The following is a 20,270-nucleotide window of genomic DNA, read 5'->3' on the forward strand; positions in this document are numbered from 1 at the left end:
CGGGCGGGCGCTCGTCGGGAGCGGGGCGGTCGCGGCTCTGCGATCCGGGGAGTGGTCAGCGCAGCAGCAGGTTGGGCTGGAGCAGGTAGCGGTAGCTGTCGCTGCCGGGCTGTTCCCGCGAGGTCTGCGCGGTGATCAGGACGGGGCCGGGCTTGTTGGGGTTCTCGGTCTTCGTGAACGCGATGCGCACGAACTCCGAGTGGACGGCGGCGAGGCCGTCGAGCAGGAACTGCGGCTTGAGCGAGACGACCACGTCGTCGCCGGTCACGATCGCGTCGATGCTCTCGGACGCCTGCGCCTGCTCGGAGCCGATGGCCTCGAGGGTGAGGCCGTCGCTGCTGAAGCTGAAGCGGAGGGCCGCCTCGCGCTCGAGCACGAGCGAGACGCGGCGGGTGGCCTCGATGAGGTCGCTGGTCGACATGACCGCGTAGTTCTCGACGGAGGCGGGGAAGAGGCGCTTCACGGGCGGGAAGTTGCCCTTGATCAGCAGCGAGGTGACGGTCTTGCGGTCCGCGGTGAAGGCGATCAGCTCGCGCTCGTCGCGGTTGGTGATCGCTACGGAGACGGTGCCGGAGTGGCCGAAGGTCTTCCCGACCTCCTGCAGCGTGCGCGCGGGCACGAGGGCGGTGAGCGGCTGGGTGGGCGCGGGGTTGTCCCCGTTGTCCCAGTCGATCTCGCGGACGGCGACGCGGTAGCGGTCCGTCGCGACGAGGCCGATCGTGTTCTCGGTGATCTCGAGCTGCACGCCGGTGATGACGGGGGTCACGTCGTCGCGGGAGGCGGCGACCGCGACCTGCGAGACGGCGGCCGCGAAAGCGTCGGCCGGGACGAGGCCGGTGGAGGCGTCGATCTCGGGGATGCTCGGGTACTCCTCCACGGGCATCTGCAGGAGCGTGAAGTGCGCTGAGCCGGCCGAGACCGAGACGCGCGACTCCTCCGTGGCGATGCGCACGGGAGCGTTGGGGAGGCGGTTCGCGATGTCGGCGAGCAGACGGCCCGAGACGAGCACGGTCCCCGTCTCCTCCACGTCGGCCGCGATCTGCGTCTGCGCGGACACCTCGTAGTCGAAGGAGGACAGCGTCAGACCCTCGGCGGTCGCCTCGATGAGGACTCCGGAGAGGATCGGCAGGGTCGTGCGCTGCGGAAGCAGCTTGACCGCGAAGGACACCGCCTCGCTGAAGACATCGCGGTTGGCTTGGAACCTCACGAGTACACCCCTGACGAGTCGCGGACGAAGACCGTCGCCCATCGTACCCGCCGGGCTCGGCGAGCTCGGAAGGGGGTGGACCGCCGAGCACTCCCGAGCCGCTGTGGAGAGGTTGCCGGTCGAGGCTTCATTAAAGAGAGAACTGCGTTAACAGTGTTAACACGTGTGGAAACTGTGGAAAACGCTTCGGACCCCTACTCCTGGGTGGGATCGGAGGGACCCGCCCCTGTGGAGGGAGTGTGAGCGGGCCCGTGGACGCCCTGTGGAGGGATCCGAGCCGACCGGTCGCCCTCCACAGGCGGGCTCTCCCGGCGCACAGTCCCGAGGCGGTTGTCCACAGTTATCCACAGGTTCCTCACACTGTGGAAATCGGCCCTCCGGGGCGCGCGAGGCGGCGTGTCCGAGGCGCGCGCTGCAGGTCCGAGGAGTCCGTCGACGACTTCTCCGGTCACGACGGAGACCGTCGAGCGCAGCTGCCGCCGTCCGAGCAGCCCGGAAGACAGTGCGCGCTCCCTCTCCCCCGCGTTGCCCTCCGGGCCAACGCACGGCGGATCGACACCGTCCGATCGCACGCCGGCCGCTCAGCCGCTCACCCGGACCCCTTGAGCACGTGCGGTTCATGCTGGTCGAGTAGCCGCAGCGCGGCGTATCGAGACCCCCGCCGGCTCCTTCGCCCGATCTCGACGCGCGCCGACACCGACGTCCTGCTGCTCGCGCTGCGACCCCCGTCGCCTCCGCCTCCCCTCACGCGAGGAAGGAGAGCGACTACCCGACCACCGGGCACGTACGCCGATGGACCCCGGGGCACGCCACCCGCGACAGGCGGTCCCGGGGACCGCACGACTGCCGGCTAGCGGTTCGTCTTGATGCGGGTGGTCAGCTCGGTGACCTGGTTGTAGATGCTGCGGCGCTCCTTCATGAGCTCCGAGATCTTCTTGTTCGCGTACATGACCGTGGTGTGGTCGCGGTTGCCGAACAGCTGGCCGATCTTGGGCAGCGAGAGGTTCGTCAGCTCGCGGCACAGGTACATGGCGATCTGGCGCGCGGTGGCGACGGCCTGCGAGCGCGACGAGCCGTAGAGGTCGTCGACCGTGAGCTTGAAGTAGTCCGCGGTGTGGTTGATGATGTCGACCGGCGAGATGACGTTGTCCTCGTCGAGCGTGATCAGGTCCTTGAGCACGGTCTGCACGAGCGACATGTCGACCGGCGTCCGGTTCAGGCTCGCGAACGCGGTGACGCGGATGAGCGTCCCCTCGAGCTCGCGGATGTTGCTCGACACCTTCGACGCCATGAACTCGAGGATGTCGTCGGGCACGAGCAGCTTCTCGCTGACCGCCTTCTTGCGGAGGATCGCGATGCGGGTCTCGAGGTCGGGAGCCTGCACATCGGTGATGAGGCCCCACTCGAAGCGCGAGCGCATCCGGTCCTCGAAGCCCGTCAGGGCCTTCGGCGGCAGATCGGACGTGATCACGACCTGCTTGTTGTGGTCGTGCAGCTGGTTGAAGGTGTGGAAGAACGCCTCCTGCGTCTCCGCCTTCCCCTGCAGGAACTGGATGTCGTCGATCAGGAGGATGTCGACGTTGCGGTAGCGGCCGTGGAAGGCGTTGCCCCGGTTGTTCGCGATCGAGTTGATGAAGTCGTTCGTGAACTCCTCGCTCGAGACGTACCGCACGCGGATCCCCGGGTAGAGGCTCATCGCGTAGTGGCCGATGGCGTGGAGGAGGTGCGTCTTGCCGAGCCCGGAGTCGCCGTAGACGAAGAGCGGGTTGTAGGCCTTGGCGGGAGCCTCGGCGACGGCGACGGCCGCGGCGTGCGCGAACCGGTTGGAGCCTCCGATGACGAAGTTGTCGAAGCTGTACTTCGGGTTCAGCCGGGTGTCGGTCGCTGGCACGGTCCGCAGCTCCTCGACCCCGCGGGTCGGCGCGACCGTCGCCGAGGAGGCGGTGATCGGCTCGAACGGGTTCATCGACTCCTGCGACGACGGGGAGCTGAGGGGCTCGTGCTCGATGTCGGGGTTCACCACGAAGGCGAACGTCGTGACGCCGAAGGAGTCGTCGAGCGTCCCGATCGCGCTGAGCAGCGGCACGCGCACGCGCTGCTCGAGCATCCCGCGGGTGAACTCGTTCGGGACCTCCAGGTAGAAGGTGCCCGCCATGATGCCCTTGGGCTCCACGAGCGAGACGAACCCGTAGAGGGGAGCGGTGATCCGCTCGTCCTGGGACAGTGCGCCGAGGATCACGTTCCACGCGTCGACCATCGACGTGTCGTCTGCCATCTGTCTCCGGTCCTGGGTGCTGTCGCTGTGAAGTCGCTGCGGGATCGCCGTCTCCGCCGGACCCGTCGTCGCCCGCTGCAGGGGCGTCGCGGACCGGGCGCGGAGCCGGGTCTCGAGTGCCGCTCTCTCCACAGGGTTGTCCACCGGCCTCGAGCGATGCCTGTGCGGGCGCGGGAGGACGCGGATCCCACCTGTGGATAACTGCGGCTCAACACCGTAACGAACGGAGCCGACGGGAGACAAATCCACCACAGCGACACCCGCGTGTCAATGCGCGGAACCCCGTGTCCCGTGTGCATGATCGAGGTTTCGCGCCGTCCACATTTGACCGGTGGCGGAACAGGCCGTAGTTTAAATCAGTTGACGCCTGCCCGGTGTCGTCCGTGCGGCCCTCGCAGGCCGAGCGGATTCCGCAGCCGGGCACCCCTTCTTCCCGGAGGATCCGAGTCTCCGCCCGAGCGGGTGGTGCCGGTTCGCGCCGCGGAACACGTACGTGGAGATCTGATTATGAGCAAGCGAACCTTCCAGCCGAACAACCGTCGTCGCGCCAAGGTGCACGGCTTCCGTCTGCGCATGCGCACCCGTGCCGGCCGCGGCATCCTCAGCGCGCGCCGCGCCAAGGGGCGCACCGAGCTCTCCGCCTAGCAGCGAGCGGTACCGACCAGCGGTGCTGGCCAGAGCCAATCGCATCGTCCACGGAGGCGAGTACCGGACAGTCGTCCGTCGCGGTGTGCGGTCCACAGGACCGCACACCGTCACGTATGTCCGCCGGTCCTCCGCGGGCGATCCGGCGCGGTTCGGGTTCATCGTCGCCAAGACGGTCGGCACCGCGGTGACGCGCAACACCGTCCGCCGCCGGCTCAAGGCCGTGGCGTTCGAGCTCGTCCCCGAGATCGACCCCGGCACCCAGGTCGTCGTCCGCGCGCTGCCCGGCAGCGCCGACGCCCCCTGGTCGGAGCTGCGCTCCGAGGTGTGGTCCGCGATGGCGCGAGCCGCGCGGAAGAGCGGGGCGTCCTCGTGACCGCCGTGCTCCCCCGCCGCGAGGCGCCGTTCGCCCGGCTCGGGTGGGCGATCCTCCTGCTGCCGCGGAACATCGGCGTCCTGCTCCTGATCGTCTACCGGGCGGTCGTGTCCCCTCTCTACGGGGACGTCTGCCGTTACTACCCCTCGTGCTCCGCGTACGCGCTCCAGGCGGTCCAGCTCCACGGGCTCGTCCTCGGCTCCGTCCTCGCGGCCCGCCGTCTGCTCCGCTGCCACCCGTGGGCGGCCGGCGGCATCGACGACGTCCCGACCTCGATCCCCCTGCACCGACCGGCTTCCGGCCGGACCCGCTTCGCCGTGACGCGAGCCGGGTTCGTCGTGGGCCCTCGAAAGGACTGACCCCACTCCATGGACCTCCTCGGCACGATCCTCTGGCCCCTCAAGTGGGTGGTCGAGCTGCTCCTCGTCGCCTTCCACCAGCTGCTGACCTTCACCGGCATGGAGGCGGCCGCGGGAATCACCTGGGTCCTCTCGATCGTCGGCCTGGTCATCGTCATCCGCGCCGCGCTCATCCCGATCTTCGTCAAGCAGATCAAGAGCCAGCGCCGGATGCTCGAGGTCGCGCCCCAGCTCAAGAAGATCCAGGACAAGTACAAGGGCAAGCGCGACCAGCTGTCCCGCGAGGCGATGTCCCGCGAGACCATGGAGCTCTACAAGAAGACGGGCACCAACCCGCTCGCCTCCTGCCTGCCCCTGCTGATCCAGATGCCGATCTTCTTCAGCCTGTTCTCGGTGCTGAACGCGGCGCAGCACAGCCAGAAGGGCGTGGGCCCGCTCGACGAGACGCTCGCCCGCCAGTTCGGCGAGGCGAACCTCTTCGGCGTCGCACCGCTGCACCAGTCGATCCAGGGCGCACTCGCCGAGGGCGGCCAGGAGCCGGTCATCATCATCGCGGTGATCATGGTCGTCCTGATGACGGCGTCGCAGTTCATCACGCAGCTGCAGATCGTGTCGAAGAACATGTCGCCCGAGGCGAAGGCCTCGCCGACGTTCAAGCAGCAGCGGATCCTGCTCTACATCCTCCCCCTCGTCTTCGCCTTCTCGGGCTTCGCGTTCCCCCTCGGCGTCATGTTCTACTGGCTGACCTCGAACATCTGGACGATGATCCAGCAGTTCATCGTCATCCGGAACATGCCGACCCCGGGCAGCGAGGCCGCCAAGGCCCGCGAGGAGCGCCTGCGCCGCAAGGGCAAGCTGGTCGAGGAGACCACGGCCGCCGGCGACGTCACCCTCGTCGAGAAGAAGGCCGTGCAGCGCACGCAGCCCGTGAGCAAGAACCGCTCCAAGAAGCAAGCCGGAAAGAAGTAGAGCCGCCATGACCGATCCGATGCAGACCATCACCGACGACGCGTCCGCACCCGCGGACGTGGACGCGTCCGCCGTCGACGAGGCGCCCGAGTCCACGCTCTCTCAGCTGGAGGACGAGGGCGACGTCGCCGCCGACTACATCGAGGAGTTCCTCGACATCTGCGACCTCGACGGCGACATCGACATCGAGGTGCGCAACGGCCGCGCCTACCTCTCGGTCACCGCCTCCGGCGACACGAACCTCCGGGTCCTCTCCCGTCCCGACGCCGTCCAGGCGCTGCAGGAGCTGACGCGACTGGCGGTCCAGACGAAGACCGGCGCGTTCTCCCGCCTCATCCTCGACATCGGCGGCTCCCGCGACGCCCGCGAGGCGGAGCTGGCCCAGCTGGTCGACCGCGCGATCGAGCGGATCGAGGACGGCGCCACGTCGGCCTCGCTCCCGCCCATGTCGTCGTATGAGCGCAAGCTGGTCCACGACATGGTGGGCGAGCGCGGCTTCGTGTCGGAGTCGCGCGGCGAGGCGCGCGAGCGCCACACCGTCATCACCCGCGGCTGAGCGGCGTGGAGTCGACCCTCGAGGCCGAGCCCGCAGCCGCTGCGGCGATCGCCGGCGACCGCCTGCCCCTCCTGCGGCGCTTCACGGAGGCTCTCGCCGACCAGGGTGAGGAGCGCGGCCTGATCGGGCCCTTGGAGCTCCCCCGTCTCTGGACGCGGCACGTGCTCAACAGCGCCCTGGTGGCCCCTCTCCTGCGTCCGGGACTGGTGGGTGATGTCGGCAGTGGCGCGGGCCTTCCCGGGCTCGTCCTGGCCATCGTGCGGCCCGACGTCCGCTTCGTGCTCATCGAGCCGATGGAGCGTCGCGTCGTCTGGCTTCAGGAGCAGGTGGACGGACTCGGACTCGAGAATGTCTCAGTTCTTCGAGTCCGTGCTGAAGAGGCGGAGCTCGCGGAGCCTCTCGACCAGGTGACCGCTCGGGCGGTCAGCGCCCTCTCGAAGCTGATCCCGCTGACCGCGCCGCTGCTGCGGCCCGGAGGCGAGCTGGTCCTGCTGAAGGGCATCAACGCCGAGAAGGAGATCGAGGCGGCGGCCAAGCAGATCCGTCGTTTCCGGCTCTCCCCGCCCGAGGTCGTCGTGCTCGGCGACGGCGTGCTCTCCGAGGTGACGAGGGTCGTCCGGGCTACAGTGGGTTGATCGCCACGACGCCGCAGTGAGCCCCCGACTCCTCGTCCGTCGACTCCTCGGTGCTGCTGTCCGTCCCACTCGCTGAGCGAAGGTTTCACGTGAAACAAACCGATTCCGCCGGTCTGACCGGAGGCTTCGATTCCTCGACTCCCCTGGCCCGGGAGATCGCGGACATGACCCGTCGGCGCGCACTGCTGAACGCCCAGCCGCTGCCCAAGCCCGAGTCGACGCGCGTCATCACGATCTCGAACCAGAAGGGCGGCGTCGGCAAGACGACGACGACCGTCAACCTCGCCGCCGGGCTCGCCCGCGGTGAGGCGAAGGTGCTCGTCATCGACCTCGATCCGCAGGGCAACGCGTCGACGGCCCTGGGCATCGAGCACCGCGCCGAGACGGCCAGCGTGTACGACGTGATCGTCAACGACACTCCCCTCGCGGACGTCGTGCAGAAGAGCCCGGAGTTCGCCTCGCTCTACGGTGTGCCGGCGACCATCCACCTGGCCGGCGCCGAGATCGAGCTGGTCTCGCTCGTCGCACGCGAGCAGCGTCTCCGCCGTGCGCTCGACCGCATGCTCGACACCATGGACGAGCCGTTCGACTACGTCTTCATCGACTGCCCGCCGTCGCTCGGTCTGCTGACCATCAACGCGTTCGTCGCCGCTCGCGAGGTGCTCATCCCTATCCAGTGCGAGTACTACGCGCTCGAGGGGCTCAGCCAGCTGCTCAAGAACATCGACTTGATCGAGCGGCACCTCAACCCGAACCTCGGTGTCTCGACGATCCTCCTGACGATGTACGACGGCCGCACGAACCTCTCCCAGCAGGTGGCAGCGGATGTCCGAGAGCACTTCCCGAAGGAGGTGCTGCGCGCGGTGATCCCGCGCAACGTGAGGATCTCGGAGGCGCCGAGCTACGGACAGAGCGTGATCAGCTACGACCCGCAGTCGTCCGGTTCGCTGGCGTATCTGGAGGCGGCCGCGGAGATCGCACGACGCGGAGCCCGGAAGACACCCGAGACGGCACACGAAGGAGAGGCACGCTGATGGCGACCAAGCGCACGGGACTCGGCCGGGGGATCGGCTCGCTCATCCCGACCAGCGATGAGTCGCGCTCCCGGCCCGTCGACGTCTTCTTCCCTGATCAGGTCGGCGATTCGGCCCGTGCCGAGGAGCTCCTCGAGGTCCCCGGCGCGCGCTTGGCGCGACTCCCCCTCGCCGACATCACCCCCAACACGGCGCAGCCGCGGTCGGTGTTCGACGAGGACGACCTCGCGGAACTCGTCCACAGCATCCGCGAGTTCGGAGTGCTGCAGCCGATCGTCGTCCGGCCCGTGACGGCTCGCGGTGGAGCGAAGTACGAGCTCGTCATGGGTGAGCGCCGGTTCCGCGCCTCGAAGGCCGCGGGACTGACCACCATCCCCGCGGTCGTCAAGGACACGACCGACGAGAACATGCTCCGCGACGCGCTGCTGGAGAACCTGCACCGCGCCGACCTCAACCCGCTCGAGGAGGCGTCCGCCTACCAGCAGCTCCTCAGCGACTTCGGGATCACCCAGGAGGCCCTGGCCACGCGGCTCGGACGGTCTCGGCCGCAGATCTCGAACACGCTCCGTCTCCTGCGGCTCCCGGCCGATGTGCAGGCCCGCGTCGCTGCCGGCGTCCTGACCGCAGGACACGCGCGTGCGGTTCTGTCCCTCGACGACGTCGAGATGATGCGCCGCCTGGCCGACAAGATCGTCAACGAGGACCTGTCCGTCCGTGCCGCCGAGGCTGCCGCCGCGCAGATGAAGGCGCCGCGGACGACCGTGCGTCCCGTGGTGGAGGAGCAGGGCGGGCACTCCGGACACCTCTCGTCGATCGCGGATCACCTAAGCGACCGGTTGAACACGCGCGTCAAGGTCACCCTGGGCGCACGTAAGGGCCAGATGGTCATCGACTTCGCCACCATCCAGGACTTGAACCGCATCCTCGCCGAGATCGGGGAGCCGACCGAGGTGTCGCTCGCTCCGTAGTGGCCGGCCTAGTGACCGCCACTTGGCCGCAATCGCCGATGTGGCGGTATCCGCTCCCCTCGTCGGCACCGCGATCACAGGAATCGGTACGCTTGAGGCGGCCTACGAAATGCCTTGTGAGCTGTGCATTCTCGGCCGTCGCCATCTCTCTGATTGATGAGCCCTTGTGACCGGCACAGTCTGATGAAGTGGCCCCAGGTTCTGCGGGGCCCTGCTGACTCCGGGCCTGGTCGAGAATACGGCTGGTATAGCCGAACGGCGACGATCGCCGGGTATCTGGGGCATTGATCTCTGGATAGAGCAGCTCACGATGCGCCTACATGGCGGTTGAGTAGTCGTGGAGCGCCGGATCTAGGGTTGGCTGAGTTCAGACCTCGTTGACCTCCGGAGTTCATGTCGCTTTCGGTGACTCGCTGGCGGGCGCAGGACGGGTGCCTGGGTGGGTCGTACTCGGTGGCGCTCTCCGCTGCCCAGGGCGACGTCATGGTCGCCGATATTCCCGTGCGGAGTGTTTCACGTGAAACATTCCTACGTTGGCCGCTGAGATGAGGACCCCCTCGGCTGTCCGTGCATCCCAATTCGCCGGTAAGGAGCGCTTCCTGGGCCTCCAGAAATTGGCTGGCGGGGGGGCAAGTTTGACGAAATGCAGTATCGCTTCGTTCTCGCGGATCGACGCGGATGTGATGGGTGGGTTCGCCGAGGTTTGACGGAGGACCCCGTCGGCGGTCGCCCCCGGAGAGCACTGAGAGAGACGATTGAAGGGCCGTTTCACGTGAAACGGTGCGCTCTAGGGCGGCCTAGCCATTGAAGAGCTACGAGCTTGTCATGTAGGAGGGGAGGCCCTCATCGGCTCGACTCGCTCCAACGGGCGCAACATTTCGGATTGAAGTTCCTCAACGGCTGCAGAAGCGTTTCACGTGAAACGCCCCTGCCGAAAACGTTGGACGCCCATGCGGATCATCGTGGGACCGACTTCGACCGCAATGCTCGAAAGAGATTGCTCGCCTGACCAGCCGAGATTGAAACACCACCCGCCCGAGGCGGAGTTGAGGTCGGAGAACCAAGCGATAGGGGTCCCTTCGGGCCGTGGGTCTCGATACGTTGCATTGTGGCTACTCGACCAGCATGGCGACGGCTGGCTGGTGTCGATCAGCGTCGATCGACCATGTTGTGTCTCTGCAGAGATGGCGCGGGCGGCGATCGTGGTGAGCCTCGATTCGACGCACAACTGCTCCTCACCGCTAGGTCTGCGGATATGGCCAGACAGTGGGCGTGGATACATCGCTCCAAGCAACGCTCACCAGGTACCCACTGGGGGTGGCCGGGTCTCGATACGCGGCAATGCGTCTACTCGACGAGCATGACGACGAGGACCAGGTGGCGATGGATGCCCGTAAGCCTGGTGAAAAGGTGGCGGCGGGGGCGGGATATACCACGCTGATCTGCGGATAATCGACCGGCGCGGCGACAGATGGCTAATGTTGGTGGGAGTCGATACGCGGCCTCGGGTTCTTCCCCGGGTTGCCACTACTGGTCTGCTGATGAAGACGTGGACCCGTTATTGAGCGGCTACTCGACCCGCATTGTAGGGAGAAGGCGGCGATAGAGGGTCCTGATCGGCCGCGACGCAATTACTCGTCTGGCATGGATTCGAGTACTCGTTCAGAACTCAGCAGCCACGTGATCAGGAGCGTACGCGCAGCGGACGACCGTTTCACGTGAAACGGTATGGAGTCAGGAGGCTGCGAGCTTCGCGAGGGTGGAGTAGACGTCGCCGAGGTAGCGGCCGGACGCCTCGATAGCCTGGGGAACGAGTGAGGTCTCGGTCATTCCAGGAAGGACGTTCGCGTCGAAGAACCAGGGGAGTCCGGCGTCGTCGATGATGAAGTCGAGCCGCGACAGGTGGCGGAGTCCCAGCAGTTCGTGGATCGCAACGGCCACGCGGGACACCTCCTCCGTGATCTCCGGCGAGATCCGTGCCGGCGTGTAGAAGTGCGTCTCCCCCGCGTTGTAGCGCGCCTCGAAGGTGTACTGGCCCGCGACGGGTGCGATCTCGACAGGCGGCAGGGCGAAAGGACCGTCACCGAGGTCGAGAACACCGACGGAGACCTCGATCCCATGGATCTGCTGTTCGATGAGCACGACGTCGCCGTAGGTGTACGCCTCCACCATCGCTCGCGGGAGCTGCGATGACTCCGACACGATGCTGACGCCCTGGGCCGAACCGCCCTGAGCGGGCTTCACCACGAGGGAGCCGGGCAGGTGCGCTTCGACAAGCTCCAGGATCCCGGCTGCTCCGAGCTCGCGGAAGGTCTCGCGGGGGAGGGTGACGGAGCGCGGGGTCGAGAAGCCGGCGCGAGCGACGAGCGTCTTCGCGGTGGGCTTGAACCAGGCCAAGCGCGCCGCGTCCGTCTGCGAGCCGACGTAGGCGAAGCCCGCCGCTTCGAGGAGCCCGAGGAGCGCACCGTCCTCACCGCTCGCCCCGTGCACTGCGGGCCAGACGACGTCGGGACGCTTCTGCAGGAGCATCGAGAGAAGACCGGCGTCCGGTTCGTGCAGGGAGACGCGGTGGCCCATCGCGGAGAGACGATCCGCCACGCGACGGCCCGACCGCAGGGAGACATCGCGCTCGTGGCTGATGCCGCCGCTGATGACGACGATGTCGAGAGTACGGTCGAGCACAGAGAAATCAGTCATGACCAGGGCTTTCTTATCGAAGGAGCGGTGTCAGGAGACGTTCGGCGGCAGGACGGCGTCGCGCTTGCTCGCGTCGGCGCTGCTCAGCCGGCCCGTGCCCGCGAAGGTCGACAGCAGATCGAGCTCCCCGTTGATGACCGTGGCGAGGCGGCGGATGCCGTCACCGATCCGCTCCGGCGTCGGGTAGCAGAACGAGAGGCGGATGTTCTGACGTCCGTCTCCGTTGCCGTAGAACGCAGTGCCCGGCGTGTAAGCGACGAGCTCCTTCACCGCGCGCGGCAGCATCGCCTTGGAGTCGAGCTCCTCGGGCAGCGTGACCCAGACGTAGAAGCCGCCGTTCGGGTTCGTCCAGCTGAGGCCGGGCAGATGGGTCTGCAGGCCCTTCAGCATCGCTTCCTTCCGCTCACGGTAGACGCCGCGGAAGGTGTCGATCTGTCCGCGCCAGTCGGCCGTCTCGAGGTACTTCGAGATGACCAGCTGGCTGAAGGACGACGGACTGAGGACGGCCGCCTCGTTGGCGAGGATCAGCCGCTCGCGGATCGCGTGCGGAGCGAGAGCCCAGCCCACCCGGAAGCCGGGAGCGAGCGTCTTCGAGAACGTGCCGAGGTAGATCACTCCGTCCTCCTCCAGCGAGCGCATCGCCTTCGGCGGGACGTCCTCGAAGTAGAGGAGGCCGTACGGGTTGTCCTCGAGCACGAGGATTCCCTCGGACTTGCAGATCTCGAGGATCTCGACGCGGCGCTCCCAGCTGAGGGTCACGCCTGCGGGGTTGTGGAAGGTGGGGATCGTGTACAGGAACTTGATCGTCTTCCCGGCGGCGCGCACGCGGGCGATGTGCTCGCGGAGGGCTGCGGGGATGAGCCCGTGCTCGTCCATCGGGACGTGCTCGACCTCGGCCTGGTACGACCGGAAGATGACCATCGCCGTGACGTAGCTGGGGCCCTCGGAGAGGACGACGTTCCCCGGGTCCAGGAACAGCTTTGAAACGAGCTCCAGGGCGTGCTGAGAGCCCGTGGTGACCACGATGTCGTCCGCGCTGGCGGAGATGCCCTCGAGGGCCATGACGTCGAGGATCTGCTCGCGCAGGACGGGGACGCCCTGGCCCGACCCGTACTGCAGCGCGACGGGCCCCTGCTCCCGCATCACTGTGTCGATGGCGCCGGTCACCAGTTCCTGGGGGAGCGCGGACACGAACGGCATGCCGCCGGCGAGCGAGACCACCTCGGGGCGTGACGCGACGGCGAACAGGGCTCGGACCTCGCTGGCGGCAAGACCGGCCGTGCGCTCCGCATAGGAGTTGTACCAGGGGTCGAGGTTGGTGCCGCGGTTGGTCACGATGGTTCCGCTTCGCTCGGTGGACAGGGTCTCTCCGGCCGGAGCCGGGTGGATCCACAGTACCGGCCGGTCCTGTGCTGCGGCGGGGCGGTCGGGCGCCAGTGCAGGGATCGTGGCCTGCGCCCCAGCGCGGCTGTTTCACGTGAAACAGTTCCGGGAACGAGGAGAGCCCCCGTCACGACGTGACAGGGGCTCTCGGAGACCGCAGAGGGCGGTCAGGAGTGCGAACTCAGAGGAACGCGGCCAGGTCGGCCTCGAGGGCCGGCTTCGGCTTGGCGCCGATGACGGTCTTCACGACCTCGCCCTTCTGGTACACCTTCATCGCCGGGATCGACGTGATCTGGTACTTCGCGGCGGTCTGCGGGTTCTCGTCGACGTTCAGCTTGACGATCTCGATCTTGTCGCCGTGCTCGGCCGAGATCTGGTCGAGGATCGGTGCGACCATGCGGCAGGGGCCGCACCACTCGGCCCAGAAGTCGACCAGGACGGTCTTCTCGGAGTCGAGGACGTCGGACTGGAACGATGCGTCGGTGACGCTCTTCGCGGTGGACATGGTGTTCTCTCCTTCACGAGTCGGCGGGCTGCCGGCTCCGATGTGCGATGACCGGACGGTCAGCGGGTGATGAGCTCGGCCCGGGGTGAGCCTTCGGTGTGGGCGGTGCCATCGGCGAGCGAAGCGAGGTAGTGCTCCGCGTCGAGGGCGGCGACCGTTCCGGATGCCGCGGCGGTGACGGCCTGACGGTAGGTCGGGTCGATCACGTCGCCCGCGGCGAAGACGCCGGGAACGGAGGTCTGGGAGGAGCGGCCGACCACCGAGATGGTGCCCTCGGTGGTGAGGTCGAGCTTGCCGTGCACGACGTGCGTGCGCGGGTCGTTGCCGATCGCGATGAACAGGCCGTCGAGGTCGAGGTGGGACTCGGTGCCGTCGACCGTGTCACGCAGCTTCACGCCGTCGACGTGGTTCTCGCCGGTGATGCCGGTGACCTCGGCGTTCCAGATGAACTCGATCCTGTCGTTGTCGAAGGCGCGCTTCTGCATGACCTTCGAGGCGCGGAGCGAGTCCTTACGGTGGATCACATAGACCTTCGCGGCGTGCTTGGTGAGGAAGGTCGCCTCCTCCATGGCGGAGTCGCCTCCGCCGACGACGGCGATGGTCTTCCCCTTGAAGAAGAAGCCGTCGCAGGTGGCGCACCACGAGACGCCGTGTCCCGACAGGCGGTCCTCGTCGTGGAGGCCCAGCTTGCGGTACGCGGATCCGGTCGCGACGACGACGGTCTTCGCCTCGATGCTCTCGCCGGAGCCGAGGTGGACGGTCTTGACCTCGCCCTCGAGATCGAGGGAGGTGACGTCGTCGTAGAAGGTCTCCGCGCCGAACTTCTCGGCCTGCGCCTGCATCGAGGTCATCAGCTCGGGGCCGAGGACGCCGTCGGGGAAGCCGGGGAAGTTCTCGACGTCCGTCGTGTTCATCAGGTCGCCGCCGATCTCGACCGACGAGGCCACGACCACCGGGTGCAGCTCGGCGCGCGCCGCGTAGATGGCGGCGGTCCAGCCGGCGGGGCCGGATCCGATGATGACGATGTCGCGCACGGCAACTCCTCGGGGTCTGTACGAGCGGTGACGGGTGGGGCGGGAGCCGAGCACCCGGAGCCGGTCGCTCGAATCGTTCCGCGGCTCCGTGGGCTACAACACATCCTAGGCGGGCACTATTCCGCGGGCCCGGGAGTGCCGGTCGTGCCACGCGCCGCTCGATGCAGCAGCCCAGGAAATGCACTCTGACCGGGCTTTTACCGGAGCAGCATCAGCGGCCCAGTCGGCGGAGCACCGGAGCGAGGACGGCGCGCAGCTCCGGCACCCGGAGGAACCAGAGGACCGCGAAGTAGACGAGCGCCATCACGGTGCCGATCGCGGCCATCGAGAGCAGCGGCTCCACGTAGTTCGAGACGGCGAAACCGCCCGCGCGCGTGCCGCCGAGGGCGACCAGGACGCCGTAGCCGGCGGCGGCGGAGGGCACCGCGGCGAGGACGAACTGCGCGAGCCTGACGAGGATCCGCCTGCCTCCGCGGCCGCCGAGCCGGCGGCGCAGGAGGAGGGCCGCCACGAGGGCCTGCACGCAGATGCCGAGCGAGGTCGCAGCGGCGATGCCGACGGCGGTGCGGTCGGCGGGGAGCCGGAGCACGATCAGGTACCCGGCGACCGCCACGACGACCTGCACCAGGGTGAACAGGAACGGCCGCGCTCCGTCGCTCAGGGCGTAGAACGCGCGCTGCATGATGGCGATCGAGGAGAACAGCGGCAGGGCGATCACGTAGGCCATGGCGATCGCTCCGATGGCCTGCGCGTCCGCGAACGAGTCGGTGAAGACGGAGCCGAACGGCACTGCGACCACGACGATCGCGGCGGCGGCGAAGACGAGCATCATCAGTACCAGGCGGAGCGAGGTGGAGACGTCCGAGCGGAACTCCTTCATCTCCCCCCGCGCGGTGTGGCCGCTCATCTTGGTGAAGTAGGCCATGGCGATCGAGATCGCGATGACCGAGTGGGGCAGCATGAAGATCAGCCACGCCTTCTGCAGCGCCGCGGCCGAGGGCCCCTCGCCGGACGCGGTGGAGGAGACCTGGCTCTCGACGATGCCGGCGACGATGGTCAGCAGCACCGTGGCGAACGACCACAGCGACATCCGCCCGGCCGTGCCGAGACCGACGCCCCGGAAGCGGAAGTCGGGGCGGTAGCTGAGGCCGACCCTCCGCCAGAAGAGCATCAGGAACAGCGACTGGACGACGATGCCCAGTGTCGCGCTCCCGCCGAGGAGGGTGACCATCGCCGGGGACCACGAGTCGACCGGACGGTTCCCCTCCGGATCGGCGCCGAACAGCACCATGAAGGCGACGAGCCCGGCGATCACCACGACGTTGTTCAGCACGGGCGCCCAGGTGAAGGGGCCGAACGAGCCGCGGGCGTTGAGCACCTCGCCGAGGATCGTGAAGAGGCCGTAGAAGAAGACCTGCGGCAGGCACCAGAACGCGAAGGCGACGGCCAGCTGGTACTGCTCCGGTCCGTAGCCGGGCGCGTAGAGGCGCACGAGCAGGGGAGCGAGGACCGTGGCGGCGATCGTGGTCACCAGGAGCAGGCCGAGCGCCAGGGTCAGCAGGCGGTTGATGTAGCCGCGGCCGCCGTCGGCGTCGAGGCCCGCCCGCACGATCTGCGGGACGAGGACGGCGTTCAGAGCGCCGCCCGCGATGATCGAGTAGATCGTGTTGGGCAGCAGGTTCGCCGTCGTGAAGGCGTCCGCGCCCGGCGCGACCGCGGCTCCGATCGTGTTCGCCATGACGATCGACATGACGAAGCCGAGGATCCGCGAGACCATCGTGCCGGAGGCGAGGACGGCGCTCGCGCGTCCGAGGGAGAAGCTAGCCACGCGGGTCCGATCGCTGGTCGTCGAGGTCGGGCTGGACCTCGAGCACGGCGTTCGGGTCCTCCTCGTCCTCAGGGGTGTCGCCTCGACGGCGACGGCGGATGTTGCGGAGGATGCCGGCTCCGAAGACGACGACGAGCGCGATCCCGATGACCAGGGTGCCGACGGTCTCCCAGTCGGCGCGGACGCTGGTCGTCATGCCCGTGGGGGTGCCGATGGGGACGCCCTGCGCCGAGGTCAGCTGCAGGCCGAGGCTCGTCTCGCCGTTGCCGACCCGGGCCTTCACGGGGATGAGGACGCGGCCCTGCGAGCGGGCGTCGATCTCGGTGGTCTCGATCGCCTCCTCGTCGATGTCGAGGACGGCGTTCGAGGTCGAGGCCTGGATGCGGACGGCGATCGGCCAGGGGAGCTCGTTGCGGACGTACACGGGGATGCTCGAGTCGCGGGAGACCTGCAGGATGCTGCCGGTCGCGTCGATCGACACCAGCGAGAGCGTCCGGTCGGCCTCGGTCATGGCCGCGCCGACGGCGTCGCCCCAGCCGCTGCCGTCTCCGCGCCAGGTCACCGAGAGCAGCGCCAGCACGTCGTTGCGGCTCTTGCCCGACAGCAGCTCCGGCTCCTGCAGCACGGAGGAGAACGCCTCGACCTCGGAGCCGGCGTCGAGCAGGTCGCGCACCCGGTCGAGCCGCGACTCCGACTCCGGCGAGTCGACGACGCTCGCGCCCTCGGTCGCGGGGACGGCGAGGGCGGTGGAGAGGGCGACTCCGCGGGCCCAGGGCAGCGACTCGATCGCGTCGAGGGTCTCGGAGAGGCGCGCGGCGCCGATCGCCGAGCCGCGGCCGAGGGTGAGCACGACGTCCGGCGCGGTCCCCTCCTCCTGCACCTCGGCGAGATCGGTGGCGATCTCGGACATGCGGGCGCGCCACTCGGTGTCGTCGGTGGCGGTGGCGGCCGCGTCGAACGCCTCGGTGAGGCGCGAGTCGGCCACGACCAGGTCCGAGTCGCCGACGGTGGCGCGCGAGGTCGTGGTCACCTCCTCCGGCAGCAGGAGACCGGAGGAGGGGACGACCGTGCGGTTCACTCCGCTGGCCGCGTAGACGTCGAGGTCCGACCCCCGGAGGGTGCCCTCGTCGGGCCACGCGACGCTGCCGAGGGAGGTGCTCCAGTCGGAGGCGAGCAGCGACTCGGTGCTCGGACGCGCCGGCAGCTCCTCGGCCGGCTGGTCGGAGTCGACGGCGACCGTGGGCGCCGGGCTGGCGGTGCCGGGGACCGCGGCGAAGCGGGTGTCGTCGATCGCGTACTCGAAGGAGGTGGGAGAGAGGAGCGCGGAGAGCCCGGCCTGCGCCTGGGCCGAGACGTCGGCGTCGGCGTACGGCAGGGCGAAGCGCTCGTTCGGCACGGACTGCAGCCGGTCGAGCCAGTCGAGGGCCGACTCCGGAGCGGCGCTGCCGAGGATGCGGATCGAGGCGAGGATGCGCGGGTCGACCCCGATCGTGACGCCCTTCCCCGCGACCGCGTCGAGCTGCCGGGTGAGGGTCCCCGTGCCGTCGGTGTAGTCGGCGAGGGCCTCGGCCGAGAGCAGGCCGTCGGCCGTGTCCGGGACGGTGAGCGGGACGAGGACGCTGACGCCGGTCTCGCGCTCCGGGGCCGCCGCGTCGTCGGTCAGCTCGACGGCCGTGCGGGCGGTCGAGACGACACCACCCGGACCGGTGACCGTGACGAGGACGGCGTGGGTGCCGAGGGCGGTCCGGTCGTTGGAGAAGGGGATCTGGTCGACCGGCACGGTGAGGCCGGCCTCGGCGGTGCTGGAGGGCAGCAGGCGCAGCTGGGCGGTCGCACGGACCGGGTCGGTGTCGTTGTCGGCCTCGGCGTCGAGCCAGTCGTGCAGCTCCGCGCGGGTGTCGAGGGTGGCGTAGGAGAGGGCGACCGTCACGTCGGCGCTGTCGATCGCCTCGGTGGTGCCGTTGCGCACGGCGATCGAGAGCTCGAGGTCCTGGCCGGGCCGCAGGACGCCGTCGCTGCCGGCCCCCGCGGTCGTGGTGACGATGCCGGGAGCGGGCGTCGAGGTCGCCGTCGCGGCGGCGACCGGGGCCGCGAGGGCGGGGGAGGCCACGCCGGTCAGGCCGAGCGCGAGGGCGGCGGCACCTGCCGAGCGGAGCAGGAGGAGGGCCGCCCGCGAGCGGCGGGAGCGGAGGGAGGGGTCGCGCCGATGCATCGGACTCACTCGGCCTCCATGCGGGTGATTCTACGGGCAGCCCTCCTCGGGGCAGGCGGTGCGTCCGCTGTGCACGCGGATACCCCTGTAACCCCCTGGCACGGTCACCCGCTGACGGGACACCCCCCGCCACTAGGATCGTGCGAATGCACAGCGTCCAGACCGCTCTCGAGACCCTCCGCGCGCTCGCGGGGACGCCCACGGTGACGCGGCTGGCGGAGGCGTTCGCAGCCCAGGGCCACGAGCTCGCGCTGGTCGGCGGCCCGGTCCGCGACGCCTTCCTCGGCCACGGCGTGCACGACCTCGACTTCACCACCTCCGCACGCCCCGACGACATCGTGCGGATCGTCGCTCCGATCGCCGAGGCGCACTGGGACATCGGCCGGGCCTTCGGCACGATCGGCGCTCGCGTGGCCGGCGAGACGGTCGAGATCACGACCTACCGCAGCGACAGCTACGACGGGGTGAGCCGCAAGCCCGAGGTCGAGTTCGGCGACTCGCTCGAGGGCGACCTGGTGCGGCGCGACTTCACGGTCAACGCGATGGCGCTGCGGCTCCCGGAGGTCGTCCTCGTCGATCCCTCGGGAGGAGTGGAGGACCTGCTCGCCGGCCGGCTGCGCACCCCCTCCCCCGCCGACCTCTCCTTCGGCGACGATCCGCTCCGGATGCTCCGCGGCGCGCGCTTCACCTCGCAGCTCGGCTTCCGCACCACCGACGAGGTCGAGTGGGCGATGGCCGAGCTCGCCGGCCGGATCGACGACGTCTCGGCGGAGCGCGTGCAGGAGGAGCTGCGGAAGCTCCTCGCGACCGCCTCGCCCCGTGCCGGCCTGGAGCTGCTCGTCGACACCGGTCTGGCCGGTCGCTTCCTCCCGGAGCTGCCCGCGCTGCGCCTGGAGCAGGACGAGCACCACCACCACAAGGACGTCTACACCCACAGCCTCACCGTGCTGGAGCAGGCGATCGCGCTGGAGGAGTCGCGGCACCCTGGAGCCGCGCCGGACGTGGTGCTGCGGCTCGCCGCTCTCCTGCACGACATCGGCAAGCCGGCCACGCGGCGGCTCGAGCCGGCCGGAGCGGTGAGCTTCCACCACCACGACCTGGTCGGCTCCAAGCTCGCGATCAAGCGGATGCGCGCCCTGAAGTTCGACAACCAGACGACGAAGGACGTGGCCCGTCTCATCGAGCTGCACCTGCGCTTCTTCGGGTACACGGACGGCGCGTGGACCGACTCCGCGGTGCGCCGCTACGTGACCGACGCCGGGCCCCTGCTCGAGCGGCTGCACATCCTCACCCGCGCCGACGTGACCACGCGCAACCGCCGCAAGGCCGACCGGCTCGCGCACGCCTACGACGACCTCGAGGCGCGCATCGCGGAGCTCGCCGAGAAGGAGGAGCTCGCCTCCAAGCGCCCCGACCTCGACGGCACGCGGATCATGGAGATCCTCGGCCTCGCCCCGGGCCCCGCGGTCGGGCAGGCGTACCGGTTCCTGCTGGAGCTGCGGCTCGAGGAGGGTCCGCTCGGCGAGGAGGTCGCGACGCAGCGGCTCCGCGAATGGTGGGCGTCGCGCTGAGGCGCTGAGCCGGGCC

The 20,270-nt window shown here is 69.0% G+C and carries 17 protein-coding genes; 9 read left to right on the plus strand and 8 right to left on the minus strand.

The window, feature by feature from the left end:
- Positions 1-55 precede the first annotated feature (55 nt).
- Entirely contained in the window at positions 56-1,207 is a 1,152-nt protein-coding gene (gene dnaN, locus C5D66_RS06695; RefSeq protein ID WP_104232992.1) for a DNA polymerase III subunit beta, read from the minus strand.
- A gap of 850 nt (positions 1,208-2,057) precedes the next feature.
- Positions 2,058-3,482: a chromosomal replication initiator protein DnaA gene (gene dnaA, locus C5D66_RS06700; RefSeq protein ID WP_104225789.1), complete on the minus strand. Its 1,425-nt coding sequence runs from the start codon at positions 3,480-3,482 to the stop codon at positions 2,058-2,060.
- A gap of 507 nt (positions 3,483-3,989) precedes the next feature.
- Between dnaA and rpmH the strand changes: the two genes are divergently transcribed.
- The 8 genes from rpmH (at position 3,990) to C5D66_RS06740 (ending at position 9,024) form a co-directional block, all read left to right on the plus strand.
- Positions 3,990-4,127 carry a 50S ribosomal protein L34 gene (gene rpmH / locus C5D66_RS06705; protein ID WP_055784512.1) on the plus strand — a complete coding sequence of 46 codons (138 nt, stop codon included), beginning with the start codon at positions 3,990-3,992 and terminating at the stop codon, positions 4,125-4,127.
- A gap of 22 nt (positions 4,128-4,149) precedes the next feature.
- On the plus strand, positions 4,150-4,503 hold the full coding sequence (gene rnpA, locus C5D66_RS06710) for a ribonuclease P protein component (RefSeq protein WP_104222680.1): 354 nt from the start codon (positions 4,150-4,152) through the stop codon (positions 4,501-4,503).
- A 5-nt stretch (positions 4,504-4,508) separates the two neighbouring features.
- A complete protein-coding gene (gene yidD / locus C5D66_RS06715) occupies positions 4,509-4,862 on the plus strand; it encodes a membrane protein insertion efficiency factor YidD (protein WP_244230695.1) in 354 nt (117 codons plus the stop codon).
- Between the two features lie 9 nt (positions 4,863-4,871).
- Positions 4,872-5,831, plus strand: a complete 960-nt coding sequence (gene yidC, locus C5D66_RS06720; RefSeq protein ID WP_104222681.1) for a membrane protein insertase YidC — start codon at positions 4,872-4,874, stop codon at positions 5,829-5,831.
- 7 nt (positions 5,832-5,838) lie between these two features.
- Entirely contained in the window at positions 5,839-6,387 is a 549-nt protein-coding gene (locus tag C5D66_RS06725; protein ID WP_244229531.1) for a R3H domain-containing nucleic acid-binding protein, read from the plus strand.
- A 5-nt stretch (positions 6,388-6,392) separates the two neighbouring features.
- Entirely contained in the window at positions 6,393-7,022 is a 630-nt protein-coding gene (gene rsmG / locus C5D66_RS06730; RefSeq protein WP_104255640.1) for a 16S rRNA (guanine(527)-N(7))-methyltransferase RsmG, read from the plus strand.
- A gap of 164 nt (positions 7,023-7,186) precedes the next feature.
- Positions 7,187-8,056, plus strand: a complete 870-nt coding sequence (locus C5D66_RS06735) for a ParA family protein (RefSeq protein ID WP_104247021.1) — start codon at positions 7,187-7,189, stop codon at positions 8,054-8,056.
- Positions 8,056-9,024, plus strand: a complete 969-nt coding sequence (locus C5D66_RS06740) for a ParB/RepB/Spo0J family partition protein (RefSeq protein WP_104255639.1) — start codon at positions 8,056-8,058, stop codon at positions 9,022-9,024. Before C5D66_RS06735 ends, C5D66_RS06740 begins: the two co-directional genes overlap by 1 nt.
- Positions 9,025-10,758: 1,734 nt before the next feature.
- On the opposite strand, the gene C5D66_RS06745 is transcribed toward C5D66_RS06740, so the two are convergent.
- From C5D66_RS06745 to C5D66_RS06770, 6 genes are all read right to left on the minus strand, one after another.
- Positions 10,759-11,721 (minus strand): ATP-grasp domain-containing protein, encoded by a 963-nt coding sequence (locus tag C5D66_RS06745; RefSeq protein WP_104326821.1) that lies wholly within the window; start codon positions 11,719-11,721, stop codon positions 10,759-10,761.
- Positions 11,722-11,751: 30 nt separating this feature from the next.
- Positions 11,752-13,056, minus strand: coding sequence for a PLP-dependent aminotransferase family protein (locus tag C5D66_RS06750; protein ID WP_104255637.1), 1,305 nt, complete (start codon positions 13,054-13,056; stop codon positions 11,752-11,754).
- A gap of 229 nt (positions 13,057-13,285) precedes the next feature.
- Positions 13,286-13,609, minus strand: a complete 324-nt coding sequence (gene trxA, locus C5D66_RS06755; RefSeq protein ID WP_104222687.1) for a thioredoxin — start codon at positions 13,607-13,609, stop codon at positions 13,286-13,288.
- A gap of 59 nt (positions 13,610-13,668) precedes the next feature.
- The gene (gene trxB, locus C5D66_RS06760; protein ID WP_104222688.1) at positions 13,669-14,643 is read right to left on the minus strand and encodes a thioredoxin-disulfide reductase; all 975 of its coding nucleotides are present in this window, start codon (positions 14,641-14,643) and stop codon (positions 13,669-13,671) included.
- A 211-nt stretch (positions 14,644-14,854) separates the two neighbouring features.
- Complete coding sequence (gene murJ / locus C5D66_RS06765; RefSeq protein ID WP_258064653.1) at positions 14,855-16,471, minus strand: murein biosynthesis integral membrane protein MurJ; 1,617 nt, start codon at positions 16,469-16,471, stop codon at positions 14,855-14,857.
- A complete protein-coding gene (locus C5D66_RS06770) occupies positions 16,464-18,683 on the minus strand; it encodes a DUF6049 family protein (protein WP_104255636.1) in 2,220 nt (739 codons plus the stop codon). Before C5D66_RS06770 ends, murJ begins: the two co-directional genes overlap by 8 nt.
- Before the next feature lie 146 nt (positions 18,684-18,829).
- Between C5D66_RS06770 and C5D66_RS06775 the strand changes: the two genes are divergently transcribed.
- Positions 18,830-20,254, plus strand: coding sequence for a CCA tRNA nucleotidyltransferase (locus C5D66_RS06775; RefSeq protein ID WP_104222690.1), 1,425 nt, complete (start codon positions 18,830-18,832; stop codon positions 20,252-20,254).
- Positions 20,255-20,270: the final 16 nt, after the last annotated feature.

It is taken from the genome of Rathayibacter sp. AY1B4 (assembly GCF_002932815.1).
In the GTDB taxonomy this organism is placed as follows: domain Bacteria; phylum Actinomycetota; class Actinomycetes; order Actinomycetales; family Microbacteriaceae; genus Rathayibacter.

Excerpts from the sequence above, each read along its gene's own strand:
- trxA (WP_104222687.1), bottom strand. The coding sequence starts at position 13,609 with ATGTCCACCGCGAAGAGCGTCACCGACGCATCGTTCCAGTCCGACGTC.
- dnaA (WP_104225789.1), bottom strand. The coding sequence starts at position 3,482 with ATGGCAGACGACACGTCGATGGTCGACGCGTGGAACGTGATCCTCGGC.
- C5D66_RS06735 (WP_104247021.1), top strand. The coding sequence starts at position 7,187 with ATGACCCGTCGGCGCGCACTGCTGAACGCCCAGCCGCTGCCCAAGCCC.
- rpmH (WP_055784512.1), top strand. The coding sequence starts at position 3,990 with ATGAGCAAGCGAACCTTCCAGCCGAACAACCGTCGTCGCGCCAAGGTG.
- C5D66_RS06725 (WP_244229531.1), top strand. The coding sequence starts at position 5,839 with ATGACCGATCCGATGCAGACCATCACCGACGACGCGTCCGCACCCGCG.
- C5D66_RS06740 (WP_104255639.1), top strand. The coding sequence starts at position 8,056 with ATGGCGACCAAGCGCACGGGACTCGGCCGGGGGATCGGCTCGCTCATC.
- C5D66_RS06775 (WP_104222690.1), top strand. The coding sequence starts at position 18,830 with ATGCACAGCGTCCAGACCGCTCTCGAGACCCTCCGCGCGCTCGCGGGG.
- C5D66_RS06770 (WP_104255636.1), bottom strand. The coding sequence starts at position 18,683 with ATGCATCGGCGCGACCCCTCCCTCCGCTCCCGCCGCTCGCGGGCGGCC.
- yidC (WP_104222681.1), top strand. The coding sequence starts at position 4,872 with ATGGACCTCCTCGGCACGATCCTCTGGCCCCTCAAGTGGGTGGTCGAG.
- C5D66_RS06745 (WP_104326821.1), bottom strand. The coding sequence starts at position 11,721 with ATGACTGATTTCTCTGTGCTCGACCGTACTCTCGACATCGTCGTCATC.